A 17,819-nucleotide genomic window follows, 5' to 3' on the forward strand; every position below is an offset into this window, starting at 1 on the left:
TGCCATCGCGCCTGTTCCGAGCGAACCGTCTCTTAAAAGGGAGCGCCGCCACATCCGCACCAACGGAGTCGCGAACGACGTCTCAGTGGCGGTCGATCTCTTGAAATTTGATTTATCGTTCCCGCATGGCGCACATGCATGCGCCAGGCCGAAATGGATCAAGCTCGCCGATCAATCGGGCCCGCCGTTCGGTTCCTCGATAAACGAGCATTCCCACGATTGTGCGCGAACCATGTCTACCATGTCCTGATCGTACTTGAACAACGGCACGTGCAGGTGCCGGCCCGCCAGCGAGAACGCTCCTTCTTCCCACCGCGGGTCGGCTTCCACGAAATAGCGCAGCTCGATCCCTTCCAGGTGAAGGAGGAGCGCATCTATGTCCGCCAGCTCCCCTCGGGCACGCATCTCGCCGAGCGCAAGCGACAGAAGCGGCAGCGTGATCCGCGCGATCCCTAGCGCGGGATCGAAGATCTCGGGTGCACCGAAGCACGACCGAGCGAGGATGCCGTGCCGGATGTCAGCCACCGCAACAGGCCGCCCGACGGCGGCACTCGCGATAGCTTCCTACTCGGTGACCTCCAGTGCGCGGAACTTCTCCACTTGGCCAATGCCTTCGCGAATGCGATCGGCCAGTCGCTCCGTCAGGCGAGCCCCCTGCGGTGGCAGCGTCCCCTTGGCCTGGATGAGCAGCACAGGCCCGGTCTCGCCAACGACGACGAGGTCGATTTCCCCACCCGCATAATCGTAGCCGGGTCGGAGGAACCAGGGATGGCTCCGCCGCAGGAACTCGATTGCCTGGCTGATGAGCACCGGCTCCAGCTCGTGGGAGACGTGGTTCGCATAGGTACGGGCATCCAGCGTGGAGAAGGCGAAGACGGCATTGCGGAGATGGAGGAAGTTCAAGACTAGGATCGGTGAGAAGACGTAGCTCTTCTCGAAGCGCGCGAAGGGCGGGAACAGGCCATCCCCGCCGTTGTGGCGCGCTGGCGATTGCCGGAAATCAACGCAGAAAAATCGGATGAAGCGCTCGACATCCCGGGCTCGGCGGCCGACAGCCTCGCGATCAGCCCGACAAACCACTCTGCCTCGACGTTGCACGAGATCCATTCGAGGGTCTCGTCGGAGATGCCCTTCCCGTCATTTTCGCGGTTGGACGTCGCCCCGAGGATCATCGATATCTCGAGCGCCAGCTCGGCATAGGCGAGGATCGCTGCGCGAATGCGATAGAATCCCGAATATCCCGACCCGAAGATGCGCTCCATGCCTTCGGGCGCGACGAGGTTGGGCTCGGCGAGCGAGAAGAGCAGCGCTTCGATCTTGCGGCCCAGCAACGGGCCGACCAGGTCCCAGTTCGCATCCGGGAGATCCCGCACGATCTCGCGCAGGACAGGATCCAGCTCCTTCTTCGCCGGGAACGGGAACACGAGCGCAAGCTCGCTGAGCAGGATATCGCGCGCCTGCATCTGCTCAAACCATTCGCTGCGCAGGACGAGGCGAAACCCCTCCCTGATGGTCGTGACCGTATAGTATTTCTTGTGGGCCTCCGGCATGAACTCGCTGAAATGCGCGTAGCTCAGCAGCTGCGCCATCTGCTCGCCCGTGGGATCCGCTTTCAAGAATCCGTCCAGAGCGTCGCGGGCTGAAACTCCAAAGGGTTCGGCCTGGCGCCGCACCAATAGCGGCAGCAGGTATCCCATGCGCCGTATCGCGGTCTCGGAAACCCCCGGTTGCGGGTCCAGGTCGAGCAGGCCTGCATGCTGGGTGACCCAGAGGAAATAATGCAGTCCCGCCAAGACCGCCCGGGCGGGAAGCGCCATGATCGGCATCGCGGCAATCGCGGTGTCCGCCTCATTCTCGAACTGCCGCAGGTCGTCAATGCCGTCCACAAAGTGCTCCGCCAGAAGGTCTTGCCACGATATTGGCGCAATCGTGTCAGGGCAACTGCTACCGCCGATGCATCTGACGCCGCCCTCAATACTGCGAGACGCGGAGCGAGCCTTCGGCGCGCGATGCCATCGGGCACGAGCTGTGGCTTGACTGCCGGAGCGCTGAAAAGCGCCCGCCGCGCCGTGTTTAAAGTGTCGCGTGCATCCGGCAGGACTGTGCATAGCCGGGCGCGGTGACGAGGCACAGGTACAGTTTGGAAGCGGGATGCTGACCGGATCGGCATCGCCCATCGTCTTGAAGGCCCTCGGCTACCAGACCGCCTTGGCCTGCGCGTAGCTCGGGCCCTTGAGGACCTCGATGCCCATCCTAAAGCTGCCCATGAGCAAGCAGCGCACGCACTGTCGTTCTGCGCTGACGATCGGCCCATTGAGTGTCGGCTTGCAAGACAAAACCGGCCATCGACGTACTCCCCACGACCGGCAGAAATGTCCCAAAACGCGGCGATCGATTTCAACGAAGCCGGCGCCGTACCGCCGCCGGCAGCACCCGACCAACATACGCCTTTCTATTCCCGAGCGCGAACGGCGCCTCGCTCGAAAATCTGCCGTTCGGCTGAGATAGATTTGCTGGCCTGCTCTTCCTGTCAGTGGCCACGAGTAGATACAAAAGGGTCCGGCGGCGTGCTGGTGGCTAGAATTGCTTTGGCGCGAGCAACGCCAGAACTGCGAAGCTGGTGAGCCAGTGCTCTCCCATATAATCGCCAGCCACATGCGGCAGCGCTGCCTCAAGATGTTCGTTCGCCAAAAGCATCAGCGCCTTTTGCGTTTCCTCATCGTCAAGCGCATCTGCGATAATGCGAAGACACCAGGCGCGGCTGAGATTGAGACCATCGAGATGAGCGATCTTTCCGTCGGTGCGATCGGAAACGAGCACAGGGCGGCATTCGTTCTCAAGCCAGCCATTGGCAATCACCAGGGCTCGGAACCAGGGAGCGAAAGTCTGCTTCGAACGAGTCTCGGTCATCAATAGTGCCGCAGTGAGAACGGGGGAGAGAAATTCATCGCCACCTGGCTCCCAACCGCGATAATCGGTACGGTTGCCAAAGGCTCGCTCTGTCCACGCGTCGATTAGAGCCACCATCGCCTCGTCGCGACCGAACGCCCAACGTCGTGCAAGGATCAGCGCAAAAGGCGTATTGAAATGTGTGCCCACGGTAATCGGGTAAGTCAGTATCCTAAGGTAATCGCAAAGGCGCGCCGCGAAAGCCAGCGCCAAGGGTTCAAGACGGACAGACCATTCGCGATCATCGTGCCGTTCAGCCTCAAGATGCAGGTATAGCAGCCAACTCCATCCGTAGGGCCTCTCGAAGCCGCGCGACATCGGCCGGTCGAGATAGGCCAACTCCACCGCAAGCTTGGCAACCGTAAAGGTTTCGTCGGCTAGCGCTTCGATTGGCCCAGCTTCGGCCATGCCAGGATATTGCCGCCTTAACGTCAGTAAGGTCCACCATCCGTGCACGCAGCTGTGCCAGTCAAAGCTGCCGCAGAAAACCGGGTGGGCCATGCGCGGGGGCCGAACGTCCTGGTCGCTCTCGAAGACATGGTCGTCCTTGTAGGGATAGGGCCGCGTCACGTGGCTAAGCGCTATCCTTGCGAAATGGCGGGCAATATCTTCGGTCAATTCCACAACAGGAAAGCCCCTACATAAATGATGACAATATTGCAGACCAGCAGCGGAAGAGCGGTCCCGATCTGTTGGCGGATCACCCCATGCTGATCTTTCAGCTCAAGCAGCGCGGCGGGAACGATGTTGAAGTTAGCCGCCATCGGGGTCAACAGCGTTCCGCAGAAGCCGGCGAGCATGCCAACTGCGCCGATCACCGCCGGGTTGCCGCCATATTGCTGGACCAGTAACGGAATCCCGATCGCCGCTGCCATGACCGGAAAGGCAGCAAATGCATTGCCCATAATCACCGTGAACAACGCCATGCCCAGCGCAAAGACGACAACTGTCAGAAAAACGCTACCGCGAGGTATGATATCACCTGCAAGGCCACCAATAATTTCGCCAACGCCCGCGAGCGCGAACACTGCACCGAGCGCCGCCAACATCTGCGGCAGGATCGCCGCCCAGCCGATCGAATCGAGCAGCCGCCGCCCCTCCTCGGCCGGAGCCAGCAGCGGCGGGCGCAGCCACCCGATCGCGCCCACCAGCGCCGCCAACACGCCCAAGCCGAACAGGATCAGCGTTTCGCGCCGCGACTCGAACAATCCGGTCTCGCCAAAAGCCGTGTAATTGTAGAGCAGCGTCCCCGCGACAGCGGTCAGCGGTACCACCAGGGCTGGCAGGAACAACCGGTTGCCGAGCCGTTCTGACAGCAGTTGCCGTTCCTGGGGCGTGGTCGTCGCAGGATCGCTCCGCGTCAGCCCGCCACCCCCCGCAATTGCCACCATCGCCAGCACCAATAGTCCGTTCATGAAATCGGAGACATGACTGCCCAGCAGGAAGCTCGCGGCCAGCAGCGCCCAGAACCCGGCATTGCCCCAGCGCCGTTCATGCAAGCTGAGCAGTGCCCAAAGCGCGAAGGCCGCGCCCGCCAGCGCGTAAAGCCATTCGTAGGTGATCACTGGCGCGCCCTCCCCAACCGGCGGTCGAAAGCGAGGATGCGGCCGCCGTGGATCAAAAAGGCGCAGATGGCCGTGGGGATTGCCCAGACGGAAAGCTGCAACGGGGTCATGGGGTAGCCCGCGCTCTCGAACACGCCCTGGATCAGCAGGATCGAGGCAATCGCGAAAAAAATGTCTTCGCCAAAAAACAGGCCCACATTGTCGGTCGCAGCGGCCATGGCCTTGATCTTGTCGCGGTCACCTTCGGATAAATCGCCATGGATCTTGATGGCGGCCGCCTCCGCCATCGGCGCCACCAAGGGGCGCACGGCCTGCGGATGCCCGCCAATATCCTTCATGCCGAGCGCTGAGGTGAGTTGGCGAAAGGCAAGATAAGCGACCAGCAACCGGCCCATGGTCGCGCCACGCATTGCTTCGATCACCGCGCGGGCGCGTTGCTGCAACCCGTAACGTTCTAGCAGGCCTATCACCGGAAGAATGATCCATGTGACAGTAATGTAGCGATTGTCATTAAAGGCTTTGCCCAGCGCTTCAATCACAGCAACGATATCCAGCCCGGCGAGCACACCAGTCGCAAGCGCCGCACCCACCACCACCATCAGCGGATTGAACCGCAACGCAAAACCAACAACGACGATCGCAATTCCAAGGAGTGGCCAATAGCTCATTGAGACACCTTCCCAAATCCGCCGCCACCGGGGGTGAGAATTACAAAACAATCACCCGGTTGCATATGCGCCGACGCTGTCGCCCCGAGCTCCTCACGCGATCCGTCCGCCCTCTCCACCCAGTTCCGGCCAGCCAGTGCATCTTCGCCTCCGCATATCCCGCTTGGCGCAATCCGCCGGCGATTGGCGAGCATGTTGGCACGCATCGGTTCAAGGAAGGTCACGCGCCGCTCGACACCGTCGCCGCCGCAATGCAAACCCGTCCCGCCCGAACCATGACGGATTGCGAACCGCTCGATCCGCACGGGCAGCCGCGTTTCCAGTATCTCCGGGTCGGTAAGACGGCTGTTGGTCATATGCGTCTGCACCGCGCTCGTCCCGTCATGATCGGGACCCGCGCCCGAACCGCCGCAGATTGTCTCGTAATATTGGTGATATTCATTACCGAACGTGAAGTTGTTCATCGTCCCCTGGCTCGGCGCAAGGCGTCGGCACGCGGCGAACAGTGCATCGGTGACCACCTGACTGGTTTCGACATTCCCGGCGACCACGGCTGCGCCGGGCTTCGGGTTCAGCATCGAGCCTTCTGGCACAATCAGTTCGACCGGGCGCAGGCAGCCATCGTTCATTGGAATGGTATCGTCGATCAGCGTGCGCAGCACGTAGAGCGCGGCAGCACGAGTAATCGCGCGCGGCGCATTGAAATTGTCCGGCAACTGGTTGCTGGTGCCCGTAAAGTCGAACACCGCCGAGCGGCTTGCGCGGTCGATGCGGATGGCGACCTTCACTGTCGCGCCATTGTCCATTTCATAGGCAAAGCCGCCATCTTCAAGCCGATCGATCAGCCGCCGCACGCTTTCTTCGGCATTGGCCAGAACATGATCCATATAGGCCGCGATCACGTCTGGACCGTGATCCATTGCTGCGCCCCGCAGCAGCCCCGCACCGCGCGTGCAGGCGGCAAGCTGGGCGCGCAGATCGGACAGGTTGCGGTCGGGATTGCGGGCGGGGAATGTCGCTGCCGCCAGCAATTTGCGCATTTCCGCTTCGCAAAACTGCCCTTCGTCAACCAGCAAGCCATTGTCGATCAGGACACCCTCTTCCTCGATCGTCCGGCTTTCCGGCGGCATGGATCCGGGCGCGATCCCGCCAATATCGGCATGGTGCCCGCGCGCTGCAACAAAAGCATCGGGTTCGCTCGCCTCTTCGCTGTAGAACACGGGCACGATCACCGTGATATCGGGTAGGTGCGTGCCGCCACGATAGGGATCATTGAGCACATAAGCATCGCCGCGCCGAAACCCGCGCCCGTCGCGCCCGCTCCCACGCGCATCGATCACCCGCACAATGCTGTCGCCCATGCTGCCAAGATGCACCGGAATGTGCGGCGCGTTGGCGATCAACGCCCCGCTGCGATCGAAAAGTGCGCAGGAAAAATCAAGCCGTTCCTTGATGTTGACCGAGGTAGCGGTGGATTGCAGCACCACCCCCATTTCCTCGGCGATGGCCATGAACAGGTTATTGAAAATCTCGAGACGGACCGGATCGACATCCGTTCCCGCCGCGCGCTCACGCTTCAGCGGCACGGCGCGGGTCAGGATCAGGCTTCCTTCATCGGCCAATCGCGCCTGCCAGCCTTTCTCGACCACGGTCGTCGACCCTGGGTCGATGACCAGCAGGGGCCCGGGCTCGCATTTGCCGACATCGAAGGCGCGACGCGACAGAATCTTCCAAGCGCCATATATAAGGGCATTACCAACAGCCAGCGCCTCGGGCAACTCGACCGATGCGGACAGCCCACCCGCTTGCCCACTGGCTTCGACGCTCAATGCCTCCACCATGATTGCCGCCCCCGCGTCGGAATAGCCGAAACGCTGGCGGTGCAGCTTGCGGAAAGCTACATCCATTGCCGCCGGATCGGTGCAAGTTATGGCTAGCTGGCTGTCAGTGCCAGCAAAGCGCAGCCTTGCGCGGCTGTCGGTCCGGATTGCGTCGGCAGCGATGCCCTGATCAAGGAGCTCCTGCCGCGCCTGTTCCTCAAGCGCAGCTAGTTCACGAGCGAAGCTTTCGTCCAGCGCGCGCACGAGGCTGACCTCGCGGATGGCCTTCACCGGCGCGAGGCCTATGCCATAGGCCGAGAGCATCCCTGCAAGCGGATGGACCAACACCGTCTCCATCCCTAGCGCATCGGCGACCTTGCAGGCATGCTGTCCGCCCGCTCCGCCAAAGCAAGCAAGCGCATAGGTCGTCACATCGTGCCCGCGCGCGACCGAGATCTTGCGGATGGCGTTGGCCATATTGTCGACCGCGATGGCAAGGAAGCCCTCGGCGATCTCTTCAAGCGGCCTTGGTTCGGGGAGCATTGCGGCAACTTCTTCCAGCCGCCCTCGTGCCACCACCGGATCAAGCGGGGCATCGCCCTGTGGACCGAACACGGCCGGGAAGAACGCAGGATCGAGGCGACCTAGGAAAAGATTACAGTCGGTCACGGTCAGCGGTCCGCCCTTGCGGTAGCAGGCAGGGCCAGGGTCCGCCCCGGCGCTTTCCGGCCCGACCCTGAAGCGAGCGCCGTCAAAGCGGCAGATCGACCCGCCACCCGCCGCGACTGTGTGGATCTGCATCATCGGTGCCGCGACCCGAACCCCCGCAACCACACTGTCGCCGGTCAGTTCATATTCGCCGGCATGATGTGCAACATCGGTGCTCGTGCCGCCCATGTCGAAGCCAATCAGCCGGGTATGGCCCAGTGGTGCGCTCGCCGCGACCATGCCGACCACGCCGCCAGCTGGGCCGGACAGGATAGCATCCTTACCGCGAAACGCGCCCACTTCCGCCAGCCCGCCGTTCGACTGCATGAAACGCAGGCTCCCGGTCGCGGGGAGGCTGGCCTCGAGCGCATCGGTGTAGCGCCGCAGCACCGGCGAAAGATAGGCATCGACCACCGTCGTATCGCCGCGCGGGATCAGACGGATGAGCGGTGCCACCTCGTGACTGACGCTAACTTGCGTAAAGCCGATATCGCGCGCCATCCGCGCAAGCCGCGCCTCGTGGTCCCGGTGCTTCCACCCGTGCATCAGGATAATCGCAAGAGCATCGAAGCCGCCGGCACGCAGGGCGTCGAGTTGCTGCCGAACCTGCGCGTCGTCGAGCGGCCGCAGAACTTTGCCATCAACCCCGACCCGCTCGTCGATCTCGACCACCCTGGCAGGCAGTTGCTCGGGCAGCATAATGTGACGGGCAAAAATATCGGGCCGCGCCTGCGTGGCGATCCGCAATGCATCGCCGAAACCGCGCGTAATGGCCAGCGCCAACCGTTCCCCCTTACGTTCGAGCAGCGCATTGGTCGCTACCGTTGTCCCGATACGAAGCTCAGCAATCGGTCCCTTGCCATACCGCAGCATCAGGCGCCGCACGCCTTCGCTGGCGGCATCTGAATACAATCCCGGGTTCTGCGACAGCAGCTTTTCGGTCACCAGCTCCCCTTCAAGGGTCGTCGCGACGATATCGGTGAAAGTACCGCCACGATCTACCGCAAAGCGCCAAGCCTTCATTCTGCTACCTTCTCTCAATCATGGCCTACGAACTAGGCCGCTGCCAGCAGCTTTGTCCAGACTTGGGGCGTCTAGTGGATGTCCGCTTCAGGTGTCGCAATTGCCGGAATCGGCCATTAAAAATCGTCAAAGTCACGGGACTTGCCGTTCGGCAAACGGCCCAGAAGGCGCCACACAAGTCGATGTGGCTTTGCATCGCACGTGCGGGCAAGGCGGGCGTGGAATTAGGTGCAAGACGAGGAGCAGCGGCAGACGTCAAAGAGTTGACGATCGGTGTAGGGCAAATGGGGGTATTCTGCCTCGCTTTCCCATCCGCATCCGGCTAGCTTTGTTTTCAACAAGAAGACGGCTGGCCAGCCTGCCAGTTCATTCGAGAAGCGACGGAGCACCTGATGCGGGCCCTTATCCTTTCATTGCTGCTATCGAGCGGTGCCGCAGCAGCAGGTGCGGCGCAAACGCCTCGTCCTGAGGACATTGTCAAGGCCGAGCCAGTTTCGCTCGCGCCCAAACAAGATGGCAAACTCGACATCACCCGTTTCCTGCTTGTACGGAGCCCGCGCGGTGCAGCCCTCTCCGCGGAAGGGACGCACATTGCCTGGATCAGCGACATCACCGGTTCGCCCCAGATCTGGACGATGCCGGTAAGCGGCGGCTTTCCAGACCAACTCACCTACGGATCGGGCGTCGACTGGCTGGAGCCCGGCCCCTCGGGGCATTGGCTGTACGGCGCTGATACCGACGGAGACGAGCGCGTTGGCATGCACCTGCTCACCATCGACGGAAACAAAGAGCGGACAATCGTTGAGAAGTCGCCAGCGTTCCGCAGCTTTGGTGCTTGGAGCCGCGACAGGCGCCGGTTCGCCTATTCCTCGACCGAGCGCAACGGTACCGACTTCGACATCTACGTGACGGACGTTGAGACCGGCCAAAGTCGGCGCGTTTATGATGGAAAGGGCGGCTTCTACGCAGTCGCATGGCAGCCAGGTGGTGATTTGATAGCGGTTAGCGAGACCCGCGGGGGTGGTAATAACCTTCACCTGCTCAACGCCGCGACCGGCGAGATGACAACCGTTTTCGAGCCGAAGACTATCGCCGAATACAGCTCTATCGCATGGAAGCCCGATGGCCGCGGTTTCTATCTTTCGACCAATCAATCCTCAGACTATCACGAGATCGCTTTTTATGATGTAGGCGCGGGTCGGCTCCAAACGATCGTTAAGCCAGGCTTCGATATCGGTCAGATCGCGCTCAGCCCCGATGGCCGCTACCTGGTCTGGACCACGATCGAGACTGGGTTCAGCCGTTTGCACGCGCGCGACTTAAGCACCGGCCACGACATCCCTGTGCCAAAATTGCCCTCAGGCACTGTGTCTGTCCAGTTCGCTGGGGAGAGGCCAATGCTCCTGATCAGTGCGAACAGCCCGACTACGGCGGGCGAAGTGCTTTCCTGGGATCTGTCCGCAAAGGATGTCGCCGCCCGTGTTCTGGTGCCGACCGATGCGCCCGGGCTCGACCTGTCGCAGATGGTGGTTCCAGAGCCAGTCCGCTTCGCCGCGCGTGACGGGGCACCGCTCACGGGGCTCCTGTATTTGCCGACGACATCGCCCGACGGCCGCAAGCCGCCAGTGTTCATGCGTATCCATGGCGGCCCCAGTGCTTATGCTACGTCAGGCTTTTCGGCGGACATCCAATATTATGTCGCCCGCGGCATTGCGGTACTCGACTTCAACTATCGCGGTTCGACGGGCCAAGGGAAGACGTTCGAGCAGTTGAATGACCGTGAGAAGAAGGTCGACGAGGTCGGAGATCTGGCCGACGCGGCGGAATGGTTGCGCAAGTCGGGTCAGGTCGATGGCACCCGTATCGCGGTCGGTGGCGGCTCTTATGGCGGCTATCTCACCAACCAGGCGCTTGGCACATATCCCGACATGTTCGTGGCCGGCGTTTCTATCGTGGGTGTATCGGACTGGGTAACAGCGCTTGAGCAAGCCAGCCCCGGACTGAAGGCCGCTGACAAGCTTGAATTCGGTGATATCGCAGATCCCAAGGTCCGCGCCTTCTTTGCCAAGCTGTCGCCGATCAATAACGTAGCCAAAATTACCACGCCGATGCTCGTCATGCACGGAGCGAACGACCCGCGGGATCCGGTCGCCGAGAGCGACCGTTTGGTGGAGGGCATTCGAGCAAGTGGTGGAACCGTCACCTATCTGCGCTTCCCGGACGAAGGACATGGTATCGCCCGCCTTGCCAATCGCGTTCACGGGTATCGCCGCATCGCCGCCTTCCTTGAAGATCGTTTCGGTTTGAGTCGCTGATCAGCCAGTGACAATTTTGCGCTGCCGCCGCCAAGCAGAAAAGCGTCTTGCTTGGCTTGGACACAGCGCAGCAGCCTCCTTGCGGCCCGGCGCTCGTTACGATGCAGTCCCCTTACCCCTCAACCGCAAGGATACCTATCCGTTCGTCCACCTTGCGCGGTGCTTGCTCACCATGCTGCTTCATCACTATCGACACCTTCCCCCACAAAAGCTGATCGTGCGTCATGACAGGGTGATCCGCTCGACGGCAATCAGATCAAAACCGTCACGCACGCCGATGATTGTGACGCGCTTGCCCAGCAGCGGCCGCCAGGCCTTGGTGATCTCCAGTCGCCACTCGCCTCCATCAGCAACACGCAGCACCGGATAGAAGTCGCCTTCCAGAAGAATGCCGGTCAGTTCGTGGCGCGTTCCTCTCGGCATCAGCGGCAATGCCCCCGCGCATAGCGATCCCATCGCAGGACAGTGTCTGACCTGATCATGGCGCAGCTTATGTCGCCCGTGCCCGGCAGATTGCACCATGCCCCTGTGCGACCGCCCCGTGCCGATCCATTCGACACGCAGCGCATGGTCGGCGCCGATACGAGAATATGGCCGGTCCGCGCCTTGCCTTTCGCGCCGCCCAGCAAGCGCACCAGCCGGTCTCGTGCTGCAATAGCCGATGCCTTGGGACAGGGGTGCCCCTTTTTGCATGTGCCGTCCATCTCGCGGGCAGCTATACCGGCCAAACGCACCTTTGGACCTTCCGCACACCAGATCGGGCCGTCTCCGTCCCAGACATGGGTAGGCGTGCAGACAAAGACCTGTCCGGATGCCAGAACGACCGCGGATAGGACGGCAAGCATGAGCCTCGCTTCAGCCTTCGGCCAGGATGGTCATGACGCTGTCGAGACTGCCTTTGACAACGATATAATTTCCCTTCTCGAAATTGATCGCGCTGGTGCCATTTTCACCGCGGTAGCGCCGAACGAAACTGACCCGATCGACATTGACGACCACAAAATCGCCGTCCACCGTTTCCAAACGTACAAATCCGTTCATATCTATTCCCGATCGCTCAAACCGAGACGCTAGCGTGGCGGTGCCGGATTGCACAGCCGCTATGCCGTCTATTGCTCAAGATCAGGAAAGCGGCAGACTATTCAGCATCGCTGACCATGTGCATCACGCGGATGTACCGCAGGCTTTGCGTCACAGGGGCAGCGTCATCTGGCGGATGTCAGGGATTGTGGGGGGATGCTCGATAGCCGCGATGACGCTTTGCGCCAGTTCCACCGCGGCCTGTTCGCGCAGGCGCTCGTTGGGTGCGGTGAGGGCAACGCGTGCCCAGGCCGGGGCATGAAGCAGGCTCTGCGCGAGCCAAAGAGAATCAGGGTGAGTCATGGGTCTGATCGTAAAGAACATATCAGGAACGAAGCAAGAGGCTTGCGATGAAATTGGCGATCGCTAGGCTGCCTGGATGTGCAATCATTATCGAACCGACCCCGACAAGATCCGGTGGATTCTAGATCGAAGTGCGAAATCCTAGGATTTATAGGGGTTTGATCCCCTTTCCAGGAAGGCACATGATGAACGGCTACCAGCATCTGGGTTTGGATGAGCGGCGACAGATCTATCAACTGGCTGCAACCGGGCGGTCCGTGCATCAGATAGCAGCGTCGCTGCAGCGACATCGTTCGACCATCTATCGCGAGCTCAAACGTAATCAGCATCTCGATGACGAGCCGGTGTTTCGTGGCTATTTTCCAACGGCCGCACAAACGATGGCGGACAGGCGCCGGGTGCGTGGCGGCAAAATCGCCCGAAAGCCCGAGCTTGCCGCCTATATCGCCGACCGCTTGTCAGCAGCCTGGTCGCCGGAGCAGATTGCGGGATACCTTCGACGCCATCGCGGTAATCGTGAAGCCGTCTGTCACGAGACCATCTACCAGTTCGTCTATGGGCCGGACGGACGAAGCCAGGGCCTGTGGCGCCTTCTGCCTGTTGCCCGTCGATCTCGACGGCAGCGCTATGCGCGCAAGCCCCGCGGTCTGCATATCCCTTTGGCCAACACCATTGGCAAACGCCCTTCCGAAATCGGTAATCGCAGCAGCTTTGGTCATTGGGAAGGCGACCTGATGATCTTCAGGTTGGAATATGGCAAAGCCAACCTCACCTCGCTGGTCGAGCGCCGCAGCCGGTTTACTATCCTCGCCCGCAATCCCAGTCGGCATTCCGCCGGCGTCATGTCGGGAATCCAGCACCACTTGCACATGCTGCCCCCTTCCCTGCGTCAGAGCATCACCTTTGACCGGGGAACGGAATTTGCTGCCTTTGTGACACTCCAGAAGAAACTCGCGATGACGAGCTATTTCTGCCTGCCATCGGCACCCTGGCAAAAGGGCAGCGTGGAAAACAGCAACGGTCGCATACGGCGCTTCCTGCCGTCTGACACGGACCTGGCGTTGCTATCGGATAAGGAAATCCAGGCCGTTGCTGATCGCATCAACAGCACCCCTCGCAAGTGCCTGAACTATCGCACCCCGCATGACGTTCTGGGAGAGCAAATCACCCTCCTCAACGCCCGGTAGATTTGCCATCCAGGGTGGGGCTCGCCCCACCCTGGATGAAATGCTACGCATCCCATGGATGTCGCGCTTCAAATCGAAACCGCCATCCTCAGTTGGCGGGACTATGCGGGGTTCGATATCCGCCAGCCCAACGCCGCGTTCGCCACGGACGTCTGGCCCAAAAAGCCGGGCATGATCGTCCGCAACGATGACGGTGTGCTCCGAAGCGACGTCATGTCCTGGGGCGTGCCAACCCAGGTCAAAGGCAAAAGCGGAAAGATGCTGGAAAAGCGCGTCACCAATGTGCGGAATCTCAGCAGCCCATTCTGGAAGTCGATGCTGGCTAATCCTCCGCAGCGGTGCCTCGTCCCCTTCTCGACATTTGCGGAACCCAAGATCGGGGAAGGACGCGATGAGTGGTGGTTCAACGTGATCGACCAGCCGATCGCCGCGTTCGCCGGTATTTGGCGACAGAGCGACCAGGGTCCGGTTTATGCGTTTCTGACCTGCCAACCCAATGCGCTGGTCGCGCCGCTGCATCCCAAGGCGATGCCGGTCATCGTTGAACCCAGCGATTATCAGGCATGGTTATCGACGGATTATGACGGTGCCTGTGCGATGGCATATCCTGCCGCGCGGATGACCGTTCAAGGGTAGAACATAAAAAGAACAAATGACCGTTTCGGACAATCAGGCTATGCCGGATCGGGTATCTGATTCGTGGCCTATTTGATGTTTGAACCCATACCCATTTGCCTTGCCATGCCCGATCTGCCGCTGCTGCTGGTGAGCCTGCCGGCAGGCTTTCCTTCGCCCGCGCAGGACGACATGGAGGAACCGATCAATCTGGCCGACTGGCTGGTGGAGCATCCGGCGGCAAGTTACATCATGCGCGTCGATGGATATTCCATGACCGGGGCCGGGATTGCCGACGGCGACCTGATCATCGTCAGCAGGGCAAAAAAGCCTGTTGCAGGCCATATCGTCGTCGCTGTGGTCCATGGCGATCGCACGTTGAAGCGGCTGAAACGGCGCGACGGGCGCTTCTGGCTGGTCCCGGAAGCCGATGGCTTTGCTGACATCATCGTGGATGAATATGTCGAGATATGGGGTGTGGTCGTCGGACTGGCCCGCAAATACGGATGAGCGCGCCGGTCGCCCTGATTGACTGCAACAATTATTATGTGTCCTGCGAGAGAGCGTTCGATGCCAGCCTAGTTGGTGTCCCGGTCATTGTCCTCTCCAACAATGACGGCTGTGCGATTGCCCGTTCGGGTGAAGCCAAGGCGCTGGGCATCAAAATGGGGGATCCGGTCCATCTGATCCGCGACAAGATCAGGCAGCACGGCATCCGCGTCCTCTCATCCAACTATGCGCTCTATGGCGATATGCAGCGGCGGGTCGTCGCGGCGATCGAGCCATTTGCGCGGGATTTCGAGATTTACTCGATCGACGAGACCTTTGTCGATTTTGCAGGCTTCGAGCATCTGGATCTCGCCGCGCATAGCCGTGCCATGCGCGCGCAGGTTCGGCAGTGGACCACCATTCCCACCTGTGTGGGCATCGCTTCGACCAAGACGCTCGCAAAGCTGGCGAATGCGGCGGCGAAGAAAAACCCGACATTTGATGGCGTCGCCGACCTGCGCGACGAAGACTTATGCCGCCGGGTGCTCGACCAGTTCGACGTGGGCGATGTGTGGGGTGTCGGCAAGGCGAGTGCGGCGAAACTTGCAGGCTTGGATATCTGTACCGCCGGGCAGCTGCGCGACATGGCTCTGAAGCAGGCCCGCGCCATCGGCGGTGTCGTGCTGGAACGGCTGGTCGCTGAATTGCGGGGTGTTCCGGCGTGCGCCATCGAAACCGTGGAGCCTCAGCGCAAGGGCATGGCTGTCACCCGTTCATTCGGCACGCCTGTTACCGATAAGGGCCTGCTGATGGGTGCCGTTGCCCAATATGCGATGCGGGCGGGAGAGAAGCTGCGGCAGCATGGCCTGGTAGCAGGACGCCTGACGGTATTTTTCCATACCAATCGACATAAGCAGGACCGGCCGCAATATTCCGCGACACGGACGCTCGCCATACAGCCCATGACCAACGATGGCCTCATGCTTCTTGCCTACGCCCGGCGCGGCATAGAGAGCGCTTGGCGAGAGGGCTATGGCATCACCAAGGCGGGCGTCATGCTGGAAGACCTCATCGACGCTGACCGACGACCGCGAACGCTGTTCGAGGAGGATAGCGGACGGCGTGATCGGTTGATGGTCGCCATGGATCAGGTCAATATGCGTTTGGGGAAGTTCGCGGCCGTTCCAGCCAGTCAGGGGTTCAAGCGCGAATGGGCGGCCAGATCGGACAGCAAGTCGCCCAACTACACCACCCGCATTGCCGAGGTGCCCGCCGTAAAGGCGAGATGAGCGAGGTTTGCTGCTGGAGATCCCTTGTCCGATGTGGCTGGATATCGCCCAACCGGCCGATCTCGAGCGATGAACGATCCTGGCAGTGAACGGTCAGCGCTGCCCACAATTGGGCATGCAGGCAGTCCCTCCCCTTCCCGGTCAAGCACCACCCCCCCCTACCCCACAGCCCCAGCCTCATGATGCGGACCCACGCGACAGAGCCGGACCACAGCCTTGGTCCAAGCGTCCATGGACCATGGTAACTCCCACTGAAATTGACATTCCCCACACTCTTGGTCGCGATGAGGCCATACGGCGCATGGAGAGGGGGCGTTAGCAAACTGGCCTCGCACATCCCGGGCGGCGCAGCCACTGTGACCCATTCATGGCCCAGCGCTGAGCGTCTTGCAGTGACGGTCGCGACCATGGGCGTCGAAGTGCCCTGCACCGTTGATGCGGAAGACAATCGGCTGCGGGTGACGCTCCATCTTCCTGGCATGCTGAGCCTGATGTCAGGGCCGATCGCCGCCATAGTAGAGAAGCAGGGCGAAAGGCTGATGCTGGACGATAGGGCCGACAGGACGATTTAGGTTCGCGCCATGCGGAGAGACACGTCATCTACAGCAATCCTTCTTTCCCTGGAGAGGAAATGCCGCCAAGAAACAGCCATGCGTATATTCTCCCTTCTCGCCATCCCATTCCTTGCATGCGCACCTGCACAAGCTTGGGGTCCTGTCGGCCACCGCATAACCGGTGCCATCGCCGATGAAAATCTGAGCGGTGTTGCACGTGCCCATGTCCGGCTCTTGCTTGGAGCCGAGAATTTGGCGGAAGCGGCGACCTGGCCCGATGACATGAAGTCCGACCCCGCTGAATATTGGCAGAAAAAGGCTGGCCCATGGCACTATGTAACGGTCAGGCAAGGGAACAGCTATCAAAGCAAGTACGCGCCGCCAGAGGGTGATGCCATGAGCGCGCTCGATGGTTTTACGGCTACATTGCGCAATCCCAAATCGTCCATCGAGGACAAGCGGCTGGCCCTCCGCTTCATCGTGCACATCATCGGCGATCTGCATCAGCCATTGCACGCCGGCGGTGGAGATGACCGGGGCGGCAATGATGTCAAGGTGACCTGGTTCGGCCGCGCGACCAACCTTCATTCGGTGTGGGATTCGGCCATGATCGAACAACGCGCCTTGTCCTATTCCGAATATGCGCAATGGCTGTCGCGCTCGATATCGCCCGAGCAGCTAATCGACTGGAGCGATCCTGCGCCTTCGGTCTGGATTTCCGAGAGCATCGCGCTGCGCAGGACGATCTACCCCGCCGACCCCAGCATATCCTGGGACTATGCCTACAAGCATCGATCGGAGATGGACGATCGACTGAAGCGCGGAGGCATAAGGGTCGCGGCCTATCTCAATTGGGTGTTCGAGCCTGGGAACGGCAAAGGTCCGGCCGCACGAACTAAATGACATATCATGATGCATATTGTGAATGTGTCGACGTCTACGGCCAGCGGCCATGCGATTTCCGACTTCGGCAGGTCCATGGCCGAGCTTCCCCCTGTCCGGCAGCAGTCAACTAATCCAAGTCATCCTACATTGAGCGGGCGCAAGTCCGTTATGTTCTTCGAACATGTCCATGCACGCGGAGCCCTGCGTCTTCGCCTCTGATAGCGATCGCTAACGCGGACTTGAGGCGCCGTGCAGAAGTGTATTGAAGGTTTCCACACGACTTCATACTAGCGCCGGATTGGTTTCTTCAATCGCTTCGCGCGCGGCAACCGTGCCCAGCCTCAAATATAAATGTAGATCGTCAAGCAG

The 17,819-nt window shown here is 60.9% G+C and carries 18 protein-coding genes; 7 read left to right on the forward strand and 11 right to left on the reverse strand.

All coding sequences use genetic code 11. The features are described from left to right. Positions 1-171: 171 nt before the first annotated feature. From OVY48_RS00445 to OVY48_RS00475, 7 genes are all read right to left on the reverse strand, one after another. Complete coding sequence (locus OVY48_RS00445; RefSeq protein ID WP_037472175.1) at positions 172-525, reverse strand: hypothetical protein; 354 nt, start codon at positions 523-525, stop codon at positions 172-174. Between the two features lie 39 nt (positions 526-564). Beyond that, complete coding sequence (locus OVY48_RS00450) at positions 565-903, reverse strand: hypothetical protein (RefSeq protein ID WP_037472177.1); 339 nt, start codon at positions 901-903, stop codon at positions 565-567. Positions 904-905: 2 nt separating this feature from the next. Next, positions 906-1,886, reverse strand: a complete 981-nt coding sequence (locus tag OVY48_RS00455) for a hypothetical protein (RefSeq protein WP_037472179.1) — start codon at positions 1,884-1,886, stop codon at positions 906-908. Between the two features lie 691 nt (positions 1,887-2,577). Beyond that, complete coding sequence (locus OVY48_RS00460) at positions 2,578-3,573, reverse strand: DUF2891 domain-containing protein (RefSeq protein WP_037472180.1); 996 nt, start codon at positions 3,571-3,573, stop codon at positions 2,578-2,580. After that, positions 3,564-4,514 (reverse strand): DUF979 domain-containing protein, encoded by a 951-nt coding sequence (locus tag OVY48_RS00465; protein ID WP_037472182.1) that lies wholly within the window; start codon positions 4,512-4,514, stop codon positions 3,564-3,566. The genes OVY48_RS00460 and OVY48_RS00465 overlap by 10 nt, the downstream gene beginning before the upstream one ends. Then, positions 4,511-5,182, reverse strand: coding sequence for a DUF969 domain-containing protein (locus OVY48_RS00470; RefSeq protein ID WP_037472184.1), 672 nt, complete (start codon positions 5,180-5,182; stop codon positions 4,511-4,513). Before OVY48_RS00470 ends, OVY48_RS00465 begins: the two co-directional genes overlap by 4 nt. After that, positions 5,179-8,733, reverse strand: a complete 3,555-nt coding sequence (locus OVY48_RS00475; protein WP_037472185.1) for a hydantoinase B/oxoprolinase family protein — start codon at positions 8,731-8,733, stop codon at positions 5,179-5,181. Before OVY48_RS00475 ends, OVY48_RS00470 begins: the two co-directional genes overlap by 4 nt. 392 nt (positions 8,734-9,125) lie before the next feature. On the opposite strand from OVY48_RS00475, the gene OVY48_RS00480 reads away from it, so the two are divergent. Continuing rightward, positions 9,126-11,048: a S9 family peptidase gene (locus OVY48_RS00480; protein WP_037472188.1), complete on the forward strand. Its 1,923-nt coding sequence runs from the start codon at positions 9,126-9,128 to the stop codon at positions 11,046-11,048. Positions 11,049-11,270: 222 nt separating this feature from the next. Here OVY48_RS00480 and OVY48_RS00485 read toward each other — a convergent pair whose 3' ends face one another. The 4 genes from OVY48_RS00485 to OVY48_RS00500 form a co-directional block, all read right to left on the reverse strand. Next, positions 11,271-11,570 (reverse strand): DUF5818 domain-containing protein, encoded by a 300-nt coding sequence (locus tag OVY48_RS00485; protein ID WP_237748742.1) that lies wholly within the window; start codon positions 11,568-11,570, stop codon positions 11,271-11,273. Beyond that, entirely contained in the window at positions 11,471-11,893 is a 423-nt protein-coding gene (locus tag OVY48_RS00490; protein ID WP_037472191.1) for a thermonuclease family protein, read from the reverse strand. Before OVY48_RS00490 ends, OVY48_RS00485 begins: the two co-directional genes overlap by 100 nt. A gap of 10 nt (positions 11,894-11,903) precedes the next feature. Beyond that, the gene (locus OVY48_RS00495) at positions 11,904-12,089 is read right to left on the reverse strand and encodes a hypothetical protein (RefSeq protein ID WP_037472192.1); all 186 of its coding nucleotides are present in this window, start codon (positions 12,087-12,089) and stop codon (positions 11,904-11,906) included. 150 nt (positions 12,090-12,239) lie between these two features. After that, a complete protein-coding gene (locus OVY48_RS00500; protein WP_037472503.1) occupies positions 12,240-12,431 on the reverse strand; it encodes a DUF6771 family protein in 192 nt (63 codons plus the stop codon). Positions 12,432-12,613: 182 nt separating this feature from the next. Here OVY48_RS00500 and OVY48_RS00505 point away from each other — a divergent pair, with 182 nt between their 5' ends. From OVY48_RS00505 to OVY48_RS00530, 6 genes are all read left to right on the forward strand, one after another. Beyond that, a complete protein-coding gene (locus OVY48_RS00505) occupies positions 12,614-13,618 on the forward strand; it encodes an IS30 family transposase (protein ID WP_069064301.1) in 1,005 nt (334 codons plus the stop codon). 54 nt (positions 13,619-13,672) lie between these two features. Continuing rightward, positions 13,673-14,254 (forward strand): SOS response-associated peptidase family protein, encoded by a 582-nt coding sequence (locus tag OVY48_RS00510; RefSeq protein ID WP_052027844.1) that lies wholly within the window; start codon positions 13,673-13,675, stop codon positions 14,252-14,254. Between the two features lie 75 nt (positions 14,255-14,329). After that, positions 14,330-14,743, forward strand: coding sequence for a LexA family protein (locus tag OVY48_RS00515; RefSeq protein ID WP_052027853.1), 414 nt, complete (start codon positions 14,330-14,332; stop codon positions 14,741-14,743). Beyond that, positions 14,740-16,011 carry a Y-family DNA polymerase gene (locus OVY48_RS00520; protein ID WP_037480396.1) on the forward strand — a complete coding sequence of 424 codons (1,272 nt, stop codon included), beginning with the start codon at positions 14,740-14,742 and terminating at the stop codon, positions 16,009-16,011. The genes OVY48_RS00515 and OVY48_RS00520 overlap by 4 nt, the downstream gene beginning before the upstream one ends. Before the next feature lie 356 nt (positions 16,012-16,367). Continuing rightward, a complete protein-coding gene (locus OVY48_RS00525; protein WP_313921613.1) occupies positions 16,368-16,583 on the forward strand; it encodes a hypothetical protein in 216 nt (71 codons plus the stop codon). A gap of 78 nt (positions 16,584-16,661) precedes the next feature. Then, the gene (locus OVY48_RS00530) at positions 16,662-17,468 is read left to right on the forward strand and encodes a S1/P1 nuclease (protein ID WP_037480390.1); all 807 of its coding nucleotides are present in this window, start codon (positions 16,662-16,664) and stop codon (positions 17,466-17,468) included. Positions 17,469-17,819: the final 351 nt, after the last annotated feature.

It is taken from the genome of Sphingobium sp. SA2, assembly GCF_032227065.1.
In the GTDB taxonomy this organism is placed as follows: domain Bacteria; phylum Pseudomonadota; class Alphaproteobacteria; order Sphingomonadales; family Sphingomonadaceae; genus Sphingobium.

What these genes read in the sequence shown, in the direction of transcription:
- OVY48_RS00470 (WP_037472184.1), bottom strand. Translation starts at nt 5,182, where the DNA reads ATGAGCTATTGGCCACTCCTTGGAATTGCGATCGTCGTTGTTGGTTTT.
- OVY48_RS00475 (WP_037472185.1), bottom strand. Translation starts at nt 8,733, where the DNA reads ATGAAGGCTTGGCGCTTTGCGGTAGATCGTGGCGGTACTTTCACCGAT.
- OVY48_RS00480 (WP_037472188.1), top strand. Translation starts at nt 9,126, where the DNA reads ATGCGGGCCCTTATCCTTTCATTGCTGCTATCGAGCGGTGCCGCAGCA.
- OVY48_RS00485 (WP_237748742.1), bottom strand. Translation starts at nt 11,570, where the DNA reads ATGGTGCAATCTGCCGGGCACGGGCGACATAAGCTGCGCCATGATCAG.
- OVY48_RS00490 (WP_037472191.1), bottom strand. Translation starts at nt 11,893, where the DNA reads ATGCTTGCCGTCCTATCCGCGGTCGTTCTGGCATCCGGACAGGTCTTT.
- OVY48_RS00495 (WP_037472192.1), bottom strand. Translation starts at nt 12,089, where the DNA reads ATGAACGGATTTGTACGTTTGGAAACGGTGGACGGCGATTTTGTGGTC.
- OVY48_RS00500 (WP_037472503.1), bottom strand. Translation starts at nt 12,431, where the DNA reads ATGACTCACCCTGATTCTCTTTGGCTCGCGCAGAGCCTGCTTCATGCC.
- OVY48_RS00505 (WP_069064301.1), top strand. Translation starts at nt 12,614, where the DNA reads ATGATGAACGGCTACCAGCATCTGGGTTTGGATGAGCGGCGACAGATC.
- OVY48_RS00510 (WP_052027844.1), top strand. Translation starts at nt 13,673, where the DNA reads ATGGATGTCGCGCTTCAAATCGAAACCGCCATCCTCAGTTGGCGGGAC.
- OVY48_RS00515 (WP_052027853.1), top strand. Translation starts at nt 14,330, where the DNA reads ATGTTTGAACCCATACCCATTTGCCTTGCCATGCCCGATCTGCCGCTG.
- OVY48_RS00520 (WP_037480396.1), top strand. Translation starts at nt 14,740, where the DNA reads ATGAGCGCGCCGGTCGCCCTGATTGACTGCAACAATTATTATGTGTCC.
- OVY48_RS00530 (WP_037480390.1), top strand. Translation starts at nt 16,662, where the DNA reads ATGCGTATATTCTCCCTTCTCGCCATCCCATTCCTTGCATGCGCACCT.